The sequence below is a fragment of the Aestuariivivens sediminis genome (genome assembly GCF_022662105.1).
In the GTDB taxonomy this organism is placed as follows: Bacteria; Bacteroidota; Bacteroidia; order Flavobacteriales; family Flavobacteriaceae; genus Aestuariivivens; species Aestuariivivens sediminis.
Window position 1 is genome coordinate 257,385 of sequence record NZ_JAKMCP010000003.1, and the last position, 14,199, is coordinate 271,583.

Genomic DNA, 14,199 nt, shown 5'->3' on the forward strand with positions numbered 1-14,199 from the left:
TTATGTGATGGAAAGATTAAATCAAATATGGATTACAGCATTGAATGACTTCCTTTTTTTACGTATTGCACACTACAAGAATCCTTTTAAAACAGATGAAAACTAAACACTTTGTCAAGAACAGCTGCAGATAAGAGCATGCTTAATACTAAAATCATAAACCCAAATACATTTTGCCAAATACTATTTTTATGTATTCCCAAAATATGTCGCTTGTTCATTACCCATAACAGAATACCGACAATAACGGGCAACAAAATACCATTGGCCACTTGGGCAAACTTTATAATTGAAACAGGTTCTATGTTTAAGGAAGAAAATGCTATGCCCAAAAGCAAGATTACCATCCATACCGATCTGAACTTCTTCGTACGCATATTAGCAGGCCATCCCAAACAACCACTGGCCACATAAGCTGCTGCCAACGGTGCTGTTATAGCACTGGTAATCCCAGCAGCAAACAACCCAATAGCCAAAATATATTTAGCAAAATTCCCGAATAAGGGCTCAAGCCCTTGAGCTAAATCAACGGCATTCTCTATTTGGGAAGAATCAATGGTTGCTGCACAAATAATAACACACATGGACACTAAGCCACCCAAAGCGACAGCTATTACAGTATCCTTTCTGGCGAAGATTAAATCTTCCTTGCTTTTCCATTTTTCTGTGACCAATGATGCATGTAAAAACAAATTATATGGCACTACGGTAGTTCCTATTAAACTTATTACCGTCAGTAAACTACCCTTGGGTAATGTTGGTACAATAACGCCTTTAATAACATCAAAAAGGTTAGGTTGTGTGATACTGGCTGAAATCACAAAAGCCAAACTCATTAAAACGACAAGCGAAATCAGGACCTTTTCCAAAATTTTATAGCTACCAAAATACAATAGAAGGAATGCAATACCTCCAACAATAAGACTAAACACGTCGAAAGTAAACATACCAAGGCCAATATTATGTCTACCTAAAACCGTTTCCAAACCCAAAACACTTCCCGTAATATTCCCGGCCTCATATGCCGCATTTCCTATAACAATCGCAGATAAAGTAATTACAATAACGATTCCTTTTAGTAAAGGGTTTTTAATTTCCATTCGCAAGGTTTCGGACAGGCCTTTACGCGTTACAATCCCCAATCGCGATGCCATTTCCTGTAAAATAATAGCGGACAAGGTTGAGATTACCATGGCCCACAATAAGACATACCCAAAACCTGCGCCCGCAAGGGTACATACCGTTACGGTTCCCGGACCAATAAATGCTGCGGCAATTAATGGTCCTGGTCCTATATTTCTAAAAAAGAGTTTCAAAAACCACCTAATCATGAACTGACTTTAAGGCATAAATAGCGAAGCTGCCCAACCAATGTCCACCTTCATAACTATCACCAAAAATACTGGGTAAGGAATAATTGATGTGGTGATTGGCTATGTTTTTTAAATGCTGATACTCAGGTAGTCCTTCAGCTATAGTATATAAACTCCAGGCACGAGAAAAATTAACGCCATCCAAGTGTACCAAATGCCCATCCGTCCTGTCGGAAACCAGGCCTACTTCCAAATTATAGTTTTTGTTTTTAAGTGCTGGTAAAAACTGGTCTAACCAGATTCTGAATTCTTCTTTTGGTAAAAGCCGCTTCATTAATGCTGCTTCCTCCAAACAGGGCGACAGAAAATCCGTTCCACTGGGTTCCCAAGACATCGGGCAATTCGAATCATTTAAAAAGAAATATTTAGCTCGTGATTCAATGGCGTCCTTAAGGGCCTGATGATTTACCGTCTTCGCATAGTCATAGGCAAACGACAGTCCAAATGCGGTATTGGTGTGGGTTCCTACACGCATTGGATAATTTAATTTGGGAAGAAACTCAATATATTTATCAACGATTAAGTTGGTCAACGGTTGGAGGTTAGCCGTCAATTTCTGAGCCGTTTCATCATTCCAGGTATGGAGTTCTTCAGCTAATTTCAACAACCACGCCCATCCATAGGTGCGCTCAAAGGATTTGTTATAGGTCATATCAAAATAAGCGACTTCGGTTAAAATATGCTCTTTTGAAATATTATTAAGTAACCTTTGCTTTATATCAGCGGCTCCATCAAGATTTGGAAATGATTTCAACAACCTTACCAAACTCCAATGTCCATGTACCGCCGAATGCCAGTCGAAACAGCCATAAAAAGAAGGGTGTAGTTCGTTTGGTGTTTTTAAATCTGCTTCACTACCCAAGGTTTGGGATAACTTGTTAGGGTACTCCGTATTGATACAATCCAATGGTAATGCCGCTAGCTTATTGGCTTGCTCTAAATTTAAAACAGGCAGTTCGGCGATTTCAATTTCTGGTGTTTTAACGATATGCTGTTTTTCTTTGGTTGATAAATTACAACTCATTATGATAATCAAAATAATTAATATAAAGTTTCTCATGGTGACGTTTATATAGGTATATGTCAAATTTTATAGGGTGATCTCCTATTTCTTATTTAAATTTTTTCACCCCAGCCACCCTTCTCTATCCAGGCTTCGGTACTGAATGGCTTCACTAATATGACTTCCATTGATGTTATCGGCATCTTCTAAATCCGCTATGGTTCGAGCTACCTTTAAAATGCGATCATAGGCGCGAGCTGATAAATTTAAACGTTCCATGGCCGTTTTCAACAATTGATTGGAATCATCGTCTAAAATACAATATTTACGTATTTGTTTGGTATTCATCTGAGCATTGTAATGTACGATTTCAGATTCTTTAAATCTTTGACTTTGTAGTTCTCTGGCCGCGGTTACTCGTTTTCTAATGTCTCTCGAGGATTCCCCTTTTCGATCATCGGACAATTTTTCAAATGGCACGGGAGTAACTTCAATGTGAATATCAATTCTATCCAATAAGGGTCCAGAAATTTTACTTAAATAACGCTGCATCTCGGCAGGGCTAGAGGTTACAGGAGCATTAGGGTCATTAAAATACCCTCCTGGACTTGGATTCATACTGGCCACTAACATAAAAGACGAAGGATAGGTGACCGTAAATTTAGCTCTGGAAATGGTCACTTCTCGATCTTCCAATGGCTGGCGCAACACCTCCAATACACTACGTTTAAATTCTGGAAGTTCATCCAAAAATAAAACGCCGTTATGGGATAACGATATCTCTCCCGGCTGAGGAAAAGCCCCACCCCCAACTAAAGCCACATCGGAAATGGTGTGATGCGGACTTCTAAATGGTCGTTGTGCCATGAGCCCTGCATGCGCTTTGATCCGGCCTACCACCGAATGAATTTTGGTGGTCTCTAAGGCTTCATGTAAAGTCATAGGAGGCAAAATACTAGGCAAACGCTTGGCCAACATCGTTTTTCCGGCACCGGGCGGCCCAATTAAAATAATATTATGACCCCCGGCAGCTGCAATTTCCATACAACGTTTTATGCCTTCCTGTCCTTTTACATCGGAAAAGTCAAATTCGGGAAATTCAAGATTCTTGTAGAATTCCTCTCGAGTATTAATTAGAGTTTGTTCCAGAGGATGGCCTGTATCAAAATAGCGGATCACTTGCTTAATCGTATCTACGCCATAAACAATGAGATCGTTTACTATAGCGGCTTCCTTGGCATTTTGACGCGGTAGGATAATATATTTAAATCCCTCGTCTCTGGCCTTTATGGCAATAGGCAACGCTCCCTTTATGGGTTGTAAACTGCCATCAAGTGACAATTCACCCATTATTAAATACTCTTCCAAATGTTCTGCTACTATTTGTTCGGATGCAGCAAGAATGCCAACGGCCAAAGTAAGGTCGTATGCACTACCCTCTTTCCTAAGATCAGCGGGAGACATATTAATGATGATTTTTTTACCGGGAATTTTATACCCATTGTTCTGTAAAGCAGCAGCTATGCGAAAATTACTTTCCTTAATGGCATTATCGGGAAGACCCACAAGATGATATCCAATTCCGGTATCCACATTGACTTCTACGGTTATGGTGGTGGCTTCGACACCAAAAACAGCACTTCCAAAAACTTTTTTAAGCATTTATGTATTTTTGTACGCTAATGTAAGAAAAGTATATTAACTTTCAAGGGTAGCTGGTTATAAATAGAAGGTTAACCATTTACAAATCATCATTCACCTCTCAAAGTTAATTTAGCATAGGAATTAGTTAATAATGTTCTGTTTCGCAACATTTAATTCCGATATATTTGATTTGCTATTAATTAGTTCCTGAAAAAGGGGAATGAAATTCCTAAACCCTGCAAAAATTTAATTTTGTAGGGTTTTTTAATGACAAAAATCCCGCCAAGGCGGGATTTAAAATTTGGAACTAACATGAATATTACAGAAGGGAAGGTCTTATTTAGTTTTGTTATATATTCATTCTCCTTTTAATTAGCGGTGTTTAGAAACTTTGGTTTAATAACCAACATCACCCATGCCCAATTTTGACCATCGGCTGCGGCACTTTCCGAGAGATTTTTTAACTCGTACATACCATCGCTTGCAAATAATTGCGAATACCCGGCAACCAGTGTATATCCCTTAAAGGCATGTTTATAAACGATATCGATTTCTGTACCTAATGCATTTTCTCCACTTGGTAAATCTTGCTCTCCGCTAAAGTTCAATGCCTTTACCATTAGACTTGATTTTTCACCCAACTTAAAGTTAGCGCTGACATGGATATCTACTAATCCAATGGAATTGGCATGATTACCCACATAAAAATAATCCATAAAACCGTTAAACTTATGATTGGTACCATATAAAGGGAAGAATGCACCTGTCTCTCCTGCGTCTCCATCATTACCACTAATGATTTCAACTCCCGCTCCTAATCCAACTTTCGGTGATATCTTATAATTTAGATCCAATCCCAATAAATAGGCTCCTTTAACATCAACATCTCCCTGCCGTTTACCGGTTTGAAGGAATGCATTGGCCGCCAGCCCAAAATTTCCTGAATTATACTTCAAATGGGTTCCCAGAGTCTGCAGGCTACTAACACCATCCGGAGCGTCATTAGTATCGAATTCTTGGAAACCATTATTGAGCACCAATAAGCTACCTGCAAATTTATCCCAGGTTTGTTTCAAATATAGCATTTGCATGGTTTTATATGAAAAGAATCCCGTTGTATTATAGGCCGTTCCGGTTGAAACAAACCCCGTTGGATGGGAATAATCCTGATTAAAGGCAAACGCCAAATCCATTATAAATTTACCCTTACTATACTTTAACATTCCTGCATCATGATTACGCCCTTGTTGTGCCCAATCCAATCCGCCCAGAATCCGTTCATCATCATAGGATAGTACCTGACGTCCTAATTTTGTAGACCATCCTGACCCTAAAGTAAGTTCTGCCCAGGCCTGAAATATGGCAAAGGAATTATTTTGATCGTATGGTAAGATTTGTCGGTTCTCTCCCCATACCATAATGTCTTGTAAACTGAGATAAAAGGTATAGGCCTCCGTTTTAAACCCTGCATTTAAACGTGCCCTGGTTGAGATTCCAAAACCGGCATCCGCATTATCTGCAATAAGGCTACCAAAGCCATGACGGTATTCGGTTCTCGGTCTAAATTCACCATCAAAGGTAAATTGTGCCTGTGCAATTTGTAAACACCCTAGCACTAATCCTAAAATTACGTATTGATTTTTCATTGTGTTCTTGTTTTTAAGGTTGATTTGATTCTTGAGTTTTCTTTGTTTAATAGTTATTTTTAAATAATTCTTTTATAATTATAGGATATAACACTTCTGTATTTTGAAATCCTAACATTCCAAAATCTGTATAATCTTTTATTTAGCTAAGGGTTTAGTTGTTTGTTTTTAATGTTCTAGAAAGTCAATTAAATGCTTTCTATAGGTATAATAATCGTCATGTTCCAATACGGTTTTTCGAGTTCTGGGTCTTTCAAAATCAATGTCCAGAACATCTCCTATTTTTGCTTTAGGACCACTGGTCATCATGACCACACGATCGGCTAAAAATATGGCTTCATCCACATCATGGGTAATCATTACCGCTGTAATTTTTTCCTTGTTCCAAATCTCGATAAGAATATCCTGTAATTCTCCTCTGGTAAGTGAATCTAGCATTCCGAAAGGTTCATCCAATAATAGTACTTTAGGTTTTATAGCAAAGGCACGAGCTATTCCAACACGTTGCTGCATACCCTGGGATAGTTCTGAGGCTTTTTTATTATAAGCATCTTCCAAACCCACTTTTTGCAAATAATATTTTGCTATATCGATACGCTGTGCCTTTTTAGCATGGGGAAACACCTGATTCACTCCCAACATGACGTTCTGAAGAGAAGTCATCCATGGCATTAAACTTGGCGCCTGAAATATAACACCTCTATCTGGTCCCGGTCCTTTAATGCGTTTTCCCAAAACGGAAATACTACCTCCTGAAATCTCATTTAAACCTGCAATCATGGATAACATAGTGGTCTTGCCACATCCAGAGTGCCCGATAATAGTCACAAATTCCTCCTTCATAATTTGAAGATTTAAATCCTCAAGCACAACATAATCACCTTTGGGGGTTGGATATACTTTCTTAAGGTGTTTTAAATCCAACATAACTCTGGATGGTGCAAAAATTCCATTTTCTGTTAGAATCGAGATATCCTTTGGTTTTGTAAGTATTGTATTCATAATTTCTTAGAATTTAAGCTCAAATCGATCAACGAAATTTTTTGGTTCTAATTCTGGGAGTGTAATGGGCGCTTTGGCCTCTGATTTTCTCTCATTTCCAATATCCATTAAATATTCTATAATGGCATTTCTTGTTTTCTTGAAGTTCAGATTATCATTTAACTCCGTTTTATCGCGGGGGCGTTCAATATCTATCTTAAATTCCGGACCCAATGTGGCTTTAGGACCAGGCCGCAGAGGAATAATGCGATCTGCCATATAGATTCCTTCATCAACATCATTTGTAATTAACAATGCTGTACGTTTATCCTTTTCCCATATATTCAAGATTTCGTCCTGCAAGTTGCCTCTGGTAAGGGCATCCAATGCGCCTAATGGCTCATCCATGATAATCATTTCGGGTTTCATAGCCAAAGCTCTGGCAACTGCCACGCGCTGACGCATACCTCCTGAAAGTTCTTTTGGCCTTTTATTTATCGCAGGTGTTAATCCAACCATGTCAACATAGTCGGCTACTAATTGTTTTAATACAGGTTTAGGCTCTTTTGAAAACACCTCTTTAACTGCCATGTAAACATTTTGTTCAACAGTTAGCCAAGGCAACAATGAGTAGTTTTGAAATATAACTCCTCTTTCATGACTGGTTCCTTCAACACGTTTTCCTTTGAAGCGTATTTCGCCCTTTGTAGTTTCAAGCAATCCGTTTATAAGATTCACCAATGTGGTTTTCCCACTTCCGGTAAAACCAACAATAGCCACAAACTCGCCCTCCTCTATGGACAGATTAATATTGGACAGCACTTCCGTAGTATTATCTCCCTGACCATAAGTCTTATAAATATTATTTAATTCTAAATATGCCATTATTTAAGCTTTCTAATTATTGACTTCACTCGTCTTTATGTGCGTTTGTAATGAGATGGAAATGGTATTTCGAACAAATTCCTTAAGTTTTAAATAGCTTCTGTTTTATTAAAAGACACCATATTCTGTACGGTTAACATCAATCGATCCAAAAGAAATCCTATAATTCCAATAACAAACATGGCCACAATAATTTTTGCATTCGAGTCGTTGGCCCCATTTTGAAATTCCTCCCACACAAATAGCCCTAAACCAGGACTCTGTGCTAACAATTCAATGGCGATCAACACCATCCAAGCTACCGATAGTGTAATTTTTAATCCTGTGAAAATAAGAGGTAAAGATGATGGTAAAACGACTTTGAATATTTTCTGAAAAGCTCCTAATTTCAATACTTTGGCCACATTGATATAGTCCTTATCGACCGAAGACACTCCCATTGCGGTATTCACCAGGGTTGCCCACATAGAGCATAAACCAACGCTTATAAAGGATATGGTAAAGGAGCTGTCTTCACTTGAATCAATCAATAAAGTTTTTACAATCATAAAGACCAATAAATACCAAACAACAGGTGACACAGGCTTAAATATTTGAATAAACCAATTGAATGCACTTTTTAAAGTTGGGCTCAATCCTATAAAAATCCCCAACGGTACAGCAATAAGAAAAGCCAAAAGAAATCCTGCAAATACCGTCTTTAGACTTCTAAAAATCTGGTCAACGAAGGATGGTCTTCCGGTATACACAATAGGTTCTTTTCCTTCCGCAAGACGTTTTTGGTTTAAAACTGCTGTTTTATCAGCAAATTCTGCTTTATCAGCACTAATAATCTGATGGTCCCTTAACAAAGATTTATAAGATTCCCAAACCTGCGCTGGTGATGGCAGGGTGTTTGGTCTGCAACTTAGGTCGCCCAACGCAATGCATTCCCGCATGGCTTCGGCTGCTTCCGGACCTTGATCTCGTAATGCCTTCTGGATCTTAAACTCAGCTTCTGTATTGTACAGGGATTCTGCACCCATATGCCACAACCCAATAAATAAGAATACGGAAGCAATAGGTACAACAATTTTGCGTAAGAAGTTTTGAAGGTCTTCTTTTTCAAGCTTCCCGGTGAATAAGTCTTTAAAGGTACTTAGAAAGCCTAATCCCACAAATTTGGTAACTTTTCCTAATGTTATCGTTTGCTTCATAATATCTATTTATTTTATATCGTTACTGTACAGCTGTGTCTTTGTTTCCAATTTTAAAACTGTTTATATATCCAATTGGATCCGTGGCATCATAGACATTACCATCTATAAAGTCTGAAGTTGCCGGTTTATACCCATCGGTCTCGGGGATATCGCTTGGTGGTATATGGCCTTCCTCAACCAATAACTTGGCTGCTTTGGTCCATATATCCGGTCTGTAAATATCCTTGATAGTTTCTGAATACCATTCCACAGGTTTTTGTTCTGGAATTTGTCCCCACCGACGCATTTGCGTTAGGAACCAAATACCATCTGAATAAAAGGGATATGTTGCATTATACTTGTAGAATACATTAAAGTCCGGCATAGCGCGTTTATCTCCCTTTTCGAATTCAAAAGTTCCTGTCATGGAATTGGCAAGTACAACTTCATCTGCTCCCACATATTGAGGCATAGATAGTATTTTAACAGCTTCAGCTCTATTTTCCGGCACATCTAACCATTTCCCTGCACGAATTAAGGCTTTGGTAACCGCGATAGCCGTATTTGGATTTTCTTCCACAAATTTCTTAGTCATAACAAATACCTTTTCAGGGTTATTCTTCCAAATATCATAGTTGGTGGTGACCGGAACACCTATGCCCTTAAATACGGCTTGTTGATTCCAAGGTTCTCCAACACAATACCCATAAATGGTTCCCGCTTCTAAGGTCGCCGGCATTTGAGGCGGAGGTGTAACAGACAATAAAACCTCGGCATCTATTTGCCCCTGCACATTCTCTGATGTGTACATACCAGGATGAATACCTGCTGCAGCTAGCCAATATCGAATTTCATAATTATGGGTGGAAACAGGAAATACCATTCCCATCTTAAAAGCCTTTCCGGAGTTTTTATATTCTTTAATAACCGGTTTTAATGCCTCAGCGCTGATGGGATGTATAGGTTTACCGTCGTCTCCTTTAGGAACATTAGGTTTCATCTTGGACCAAACATCGTTAGAAACGGTAATTCCATTGCCATTTAAGTCCATTGAAAAAGGGGTTACTAATGCCGCCTGACGACCAAAACCGGCTCCAGCCGCAATAGGTTGTCCTGCTAACATATGAGAACCATCTAGTTGACCATCAATAACACGGTCTAATACATTTTTCCAATTGGACTGCGCCTCGACAGAGACAAAAAGCCCCTCCTCCTCAAAAAAGCCTTTCTCCTTAGCAATGGCTAAAGGAGCCATATCGGTTAACTTAATAAAGCCAAATGTTAATTGCGGCTTTTCAATATCTAATGATTTTACTTCGCTTGCTTCGATAGCCGCATTATCTGCCAGTGCTTGTTTTTTTTGTTTACCACCACAGGAGAATATTAAGACGCCTATAGATAATACCCAAGTTGTTGTTTTTAGTAGAGATTTCATTGTTCTTGATTTTAATAGTTCTAAGTATTTATACTTAATTTTTAGCAAATATATAAGTAGTATTGATTCTATTTTATGACTATTTCCATGTTGTTACCACTTTTTAATCATATATTTAACTGTCTTTTAGCAGTTTCTAAGCCTAAACATCTTATTTATAATTATTTAAGAATACGTATACAAAATAAATACAGTACTTAATAAAAATAAGTGTCGTAAGGCATGTGTTATTTTTTCCTTTTTCAAGGACTGCAAAAGGAGAATTTAAAAGATAATCTGGAAATGAGTTGGTTATTTTTCCAAGGTTTTAACCCAATCCTCTTGAGATAAAGCGATATACTTTTTATCCGTTCCGTAAGGATCCTCTCCGCCATTAAAATAGTTTTGTATAATATGCATGGGAATCGTATCCGTAAGCTTCTCCGGTACTTCATATTTGTGATTACCGTGAAAATCATGACATTGAATACATGTAAACCAGGATTTCTGGTCAATTAATGCTTTATGGCTTATATCCAGGGGATCGTTTTCAACTTCCAATTCTTGATGACAATTCATGCAATAATTAATTGAAGCTACCGAGACCCGTTCCTCTTGATGTTCGGTATGGCAGGTTATACATGTCGTTGCATCTATGTTCTTGATAGCCTCGCTAAATCGAGGCTCTGAAAATCGATATGTCGGGTGCCGGTCATTGGGCCTATCATGGCATTGTAGGCAGTTATCTACTGTTACATCCTGAGTACCAAAATCCACGCCTTCTTTTCTCATACCAAAAGCATGAGAAATATTGGATTGAACCTGCTGCAACAGGTTTCCCTTTGCATCAGCATGACAAGTAAAACACGATAGTTCCTGATGACCCGTATTCATGGGTCCTATGGACACGTATTGTTCTGTCATATCTAATGTTAACAAATAAAATATGGAAATACCCAACCCTAATCCAAGTACACCACCTATAAATTGTCTATTTCGTAAGGGACTGATTTTAATCATACCATATGCCTTTGTTTATATTTCAATAACCACTTTTTCGCTTACCGGATAACTAATGCAAGTCAGTACATGGCCATTCCCGACTTCGCTTTCCGAAAGAAAATGACCATCCGTCATCTTGATTTCACCTTCAATACATTTGGCCTTGCATGTTGCACACATACCCGATCTACAGGAATATGGTATCACAATATTATCAGACATAGCCTGTTGTAATATCGATATATCTCCACGCACTTTTAACTTATGCTCTTCTTTCTTATATTTTAATGTAACATCACTAAGTAAATTTTTGCCGGTTACTTTTACCACTGGACTTTTAAAAACCTCCACCTTTATCTTGTCTCTGGTGACACCATTTTCCCTGAGTATTTCTTTAATTTTCTCCATGTAACCAAAAGGACCACATATCATATAGACATGATCTTCATAGTTCAGATTATGTTTTTCAAAAATATCATCCATGAGCTCCTTCGAGGCAAACCCCGGATGATAATTTCCCATTCTTTCAGTTTTGGAAGATATAATATGTTCTACACAAAAGGTGTTGGCGTATTCTTTCTCTAAGGCGTTGATCTCGTCATGGAAGATAATGGATTCCATATTCTGATTGGCATATATTAAGAGCAATTGAGAGTTAGATTCTTTGGATAACACGGATTTTATTATCGAGAAGATGGGCGTTATCCCGCTTCCCCCTGCAAATAAAACATATTGTCTTTTGGCTTCACCAGATGGTTCAATAATGAAAGATCCCGCAGGGTCATCTACCTCCAAGATATCCCCTGGTTTAAAATGATCGTGCACAAAATTAGAAACCAATCCCTTTTCCACACGCTTTATGGTAATTTTTAAATCCTTGTCGGTGTAAGGGTTACTACTAAAAGAGTAGGCCCGTTTATGCACTACTTTTTCGATAGGAACATGGATTGTAATGAATTGCCCAGGTTTATACTTTAGTCTCTTAAAAAAATTACCATTTTTAAAATTAATACTAATGGCATCATTAGTTTCTTTTATTATGTCTTTTATCAATAATTTCATCAAACTTTCTATTTATAATAAAATACCATCGTAATATGAAAAAACATTAATATTGTGATTGTTATCGACAAGGCCACATGAGTAATCATCCAACCTTTAAACCACAAATCATTATTGTTCTTTATGACATCTAAATTAAAATATCCCAACAGGGTATTTGAAAAAAAAATATAGCTTAGCAGCAAAAGGTAGCCATAGCCAAGTGCCATACTATGCATATAAAAAAACAAAGGACTCAGCGCACCAACCCATTTGTGAATCGTTTGCATGGTCATAGCAAATCTTCTCAATTTTTTTATAACTCTGGTGATTGTTAAAATCCATTGAAATGCTATGAAAAGAGCGAGACAAAGACCAGACCAACGCTTATACAATTCTTCCTGCTGTAAATGGTAAAGCCACGGCCATTCTAATTTTAGAATATATTGTGCAAAAAAAGCACTTAGCAACACCAATCCTAACCAAGTAGATTTATTATTACTGAAGATCATAAAGTAAAGGGGGTTAACAATAATAAATCACAATCTGCCCATTTCTCATCCTATAAAGGAATGGGCCAGATTGTCAGATTAACACTAAAATGATTTATTTATTTTGCCGCAACCAAGTGTTTCATGGTTTCATAGGACGATAGTTTTTTAACACTATCTAAAAACACCTCTGCCGTTGGTAAAAAGTTACCTTCTTCAGGCCATTTAATACCAATCTCCGGTTTTTCACTTTCTTTAAAGGCCTCAATTTCATCCAAATATTCCAAGTAAATATCCACTGTCCCCTTGGCATAAGAATTTAATACCGCCACGGTTTCTTTATAGGTTAAAGAATCCTTTGGATATTGCCAGGTCGTAGCCCCCATAACATCACCCAATTTCCAATCTGATTTCGTTGTTTGCGGATGGCTATTATGACATGTAACGCAGGCACCAGCACTTGCTAAATCAGCAAACATGGCCGTATGCAATTTTTGTCCTTCATCATAAAAGAACTTGGGCTTCTGGTCTACTTTAATTTCCTTGAATAATTCAGCTTGCCTACCTTCAAACTTATTAGCCGCATTAACAGGGAAGTCGGACCCAAGATATAATCCTAAGGGTACCGGCCCCTTCCTAATACTCGTTGCAACACCACGTAAAAACAAAGCTGGAAGTGGTCCGGCCTCAACATCATCCTTGCGCCAATCTTCATCAAATTTCATGCCTTGTGCCTTTCCTTTACCAACAATAGCTTTGGTATAGAGGGTCCGGGTAACATCATTTTCCTTGGCCACCATTTCTAAAACTTCTTCAACAGAAAAGACATTTTCCATACCGGCAGTTTCAGATTTTTCCTCAGGAACGCCTCCACAGCCCTGCAGAATAAGTGTACTTAAAATAGGTATTGTTATTGTTTTTAAGATTTTCATAAACATAATTTTATGGGTTAATTAATAAGATGCTTCAATCATTACTGAAGACATTGTACCGTAGACACTGGCCCAGGCCTCCTTAACATCCGGAGTAAAATCATCTCCTAATCCGGCTTCAAGAGTGCCCAATAAAGCGGCACCAACGGTGTCATAATGAGAAGGTTCTACTTTATAAGCGACATGCCTCTTTCCCAGATCTTGTAATACAGGAACTAAGGCTTCCAAATTGCTTAACCCAGCTACAGCAGCAGCTAACATGGTCATTAATTTATTCCCTTGAGTTTTCATAGCTTCTTCCCCACTTGGAAATAACGGTCGAAGCGAAGGATCTAATTCAAATAGTTTACCGTAAAAAATTTCGGCTGCCGCAGGAGCTATTGGTTTTACTTTTTCGAATGACTCTTGGACAAGTGTAACTGTTTTTGATTCCATATCTACTTATATTTGATTTGATTTTAATTTGTTTATAAGTATTAATACTTATTTGAAGCAAAAGTAAAGTCTAACCTTTAGATTTATTATGGAAAAATGCAGGTAAGAACCCTTTTTTGTATAGTTTAAAACCTGTAAAATAGCAGGAAATAGTAAATGAGGGCAAAAAAATAT

General features: G+C 37.9%; 13 protein-coding genes. All 13 read right to left on the reverse strand.

Going from position 1 to position 14,199, the window contains the following annotated elements:
• Nucleotides 1-86: 86 nt before the first annotated feature.
• Nucleotides 87-1,331 (reverse strand): Nramp family divalent metal transporter, encoded by a 1,245-nt coding sequence (locus MR054_RS09060; RefSeq protein ID WP_242157601.1) that lies wholly within the window; start codon nucleotides 1,329-1,331, stop codon nucleotides 87-89.
• Nucleotides 1,324-2,433, reverse strand: coding sequence for a DUF2891 domain-containing protein (locus MR054_RS09065; protein WP_242157602.1), 1,110 nt, complete (start codon nucleotides 2,431-2,433; stop codon nucleotides 1,324-1,326). Before MR054_RS09065 ends, MR054_RS09060 begins: the two co-directional genes overlap by 8 nt.
• Before the next feature lie 66 nt (nucleotides 2,434-2,499).
• Nucleotides 2,500-4,038: a YifB family Mg chelatase-like AAA ATPase gene (locus MR054_RS09070; protein WP_242157603.1), complete on the reverse strand. Its 1,539-nt coding sequence runs from the start codon at nucleotides 4,036-4,038 to the stop codon at nucleotides 2,500-2,502.
• A gap of 350 nt (nucleotides 4,039-4,388) precedes the next feature.
• A complete protein-coding gene (locus MR054_RS09075) occupies nucleotides 4,389-5,666 on the reverse strand; it encodes an alginate export family protein (RefSeq protein WP_242157604.1) in 1,278 nt (425 codons plus the stop codon).
• A gap of 168 nt (nucleotides 5,667-5,834) precedes the next feature.
• A complete protein-coding gene (locus tag MR054_RS09080) occupies nucleotides 5,835-6,668 on the reverse strand; it encodes an ABC transporter ATP-binding protein (RefSeq protein WP_242084997.1) in 834 nt (277 codons plus the stop codon).
• Nucleotides 6,669-6,674: 6 nt separating this feature from the next.
• Nucleotides 6,675-7,532, reverse strand: coding sequence for an ABC transporter ATP-binding protein (locus MR054_RS09085; RefSeq protein WP_242157605.1), 858 nt, complete (start codon nucleotides 7,530-7,532; stop codon nucleotides 6,675-6,677).
• 89 nt (nucleotides 7,533-7,621) lie between these two features.
• The gene (locus tag MR054_RS09090) at nucleotides 7,622-8,728 is read right to left on the reverse strand and encodes an ABC transporter permease (protein WP_242157606.1); all 1,107 of its coding nucleotides are present in this window, start codon (nucleotides 8,726-8,728) and stop codon (nucleotides 7,622-7,624) included.
• A gap of 22 nt (nucleotides 8,729-8,750) precedes the next feature.
• On the reverse strand, nucleotides 8,751-10,145 hold the full coding sequence (locus MR054_RS09095; RefSeq protein ID WP_242157607.1) for a CmpA/NrtA family ABC transporter substrate-binding protein: 1,395 nt from the start codon (nucleotides 10,143-10,145) through the stop codon (nucleotides 8,751-8,753).
• Nucleotides 10,146-10,436: 291 nt separating this feature from the next.
• On the reverse strand, nucleotides 10,437-11,144 hold the full coding sequence (locus tag MR054_RS09100) for a multiheme c-type cytochrome (protein ID WP_242157608.1): 708 nt from the start codon (nucleotides 11,142-11,144) through the stop codon (nucleotides 10,437-10,439).
• Between the two features lie 15 nt (nucleotides 11,145-11,159).
• Nucleotides 11,160-12,188 carry a ferredoxin--NADP reductase gene (locus tag MR054_RS09105; protein ID WP_242157609.1) on the reverse strand — a complete coding sequence of 343 codons (1,029 nt, stop codon included), beginning with the start codon at nucleotides 12,186-12,188 and terminating at the stop codon, nucleotides 11,160-11,162.
• Nucleotides 12,189-12,196: 8 nt separating this feature from the next.
• Entirely contained in the window at nucleotides 12,197-12,679 is a 483-nt protein-coding gene (locus tag MR054_RS09110; RefSeq protein ID WP_242157610.1) for a hypothetical protein, read from the reverse strand.
• A 98-nt stretch (nucleotides 12,680-12,777) separates the two neighbouring features.
• Nucleotides 12,778-13,590 carry a c-type heme family protein gene (locus tag MR054_RS09115; protein ID WP_242157611.1) on the reverse strand — a complete coding sequence of 271 codons (813 nt, stop codon included), beginning with the start codon at nucleotides 13,588-13,590 and terminating at the stop codon, nucleotides 12,778-12,780.
• Between the two features lie 21 nt (nucleotides 13,591-13,611).
• The gene (locus MR054_RS09120) at nucleotides 13,612-14,025 is read right to left on the reverse strand and encodes a globin family protein (RefSeq protein WP_242085011.1); all 414 of its coding nucleotides are present in this window, start codon (nucleotides 14,023-14,025) and stop codon (nucleotides 13,612-13,614) included.
• Nucleotides 14,026-14,199: the final 174 nt, after the last annotated feature.

Excerpts from the sequence above, each read along its gene's own strand:
- MR054_RS09085 (WP_242157605.1), bottom strand. The coding sequence starts at position 7,532 with ATGGCATATTTAGAATTAAATAATATTTATAAGACTTATGGTCAGGGA.
- MR054_RS09075 (WP_242157604.1), bottom strand. The coding sequence starts at position 5,666 with ATGAAAAATCAATACGTAATTTTAGGATTAGTGCTAGGGTGTTTACAA.
- MR054_RS09110 (WP_242157610.1), bottom strand. The coding sequence starts at position 12,679 with ATGATCTTCAGTAATAATAAATCTACTTGGTTAGGATTGGTGTTGCTA.
- MR054_RS09090 (WP_242157606.1), bottom strand. The coding sequence starts at position 8,728 with ATGAAGCAAACGATAACATTAGGAAAAGTTACCAAATTTGTGGGATTA.
- MR054_RS09080 (WP_242084997.1), bottom strand. The coding sequence starts at position 6,668 with ATGAATACAATACTTACAAAACCAAAGGATATCTCGATTCTAACAGAA.
- MR054_RS09065 (WP_242157602.1), bottom strand. The coding sequence starts at position 2,433 with ATGAGAAACTTTATATTAATTATTTTGATTATCATAATGAGTTGTAAT.
- MR054_RS09115 (WP_242157611.1), bottom strand. The coding sequence starts at position 13,590 with ATGAAAATCTTAAAAACAATAACAATACCTATTTTAAGTACACTTATT.
- MR054_RS09100 (WP_242157608.1), bottom strand. The coding sequence starts at position 11,144 with ATGATTAAAATCAGTCCCTTACGAAATAGACAATTTATAGGTGGTGTA.
- MR054_RS09070 (WP_242157603.1), bottom strand. The coding sequence starts at position 4,038 with ATGCTTAAAAAAGTTTTTGGAAGTGCTGTTTTTGGTGTCGAAGCCACC.
- MR054_RS09060 (WP_242157601.1), bottom strand. The coding sequence starts at position 1,331 with ATGATTAGGTGGTTTTTGAAACTCTTTTTTAGAAATATAGGACCAGGA.
- MR054_RS09095 (WP_242157607.1), bottom strand. The coding sequence starts at position 10,145 with ATGAAATCTCTACTAAAAACAACAACTTGGGTATTATCTATAGGCGTC.
- MR054_RS09120 (WP_242085011.1), bottom strand. The coding sequence starts at position 14,025 with ATGGAATCAAAAACAGTTACACTTGTCCAAGAGTCATTCGAAAAAGTA.
- MR054_RS09105 (WP_242157609.1), bottom strand. The coding sequence starts at position 12,188 with ATGAAATTATTGATAAAAGACATAATAAAAGAAACTAATGATGCCATT.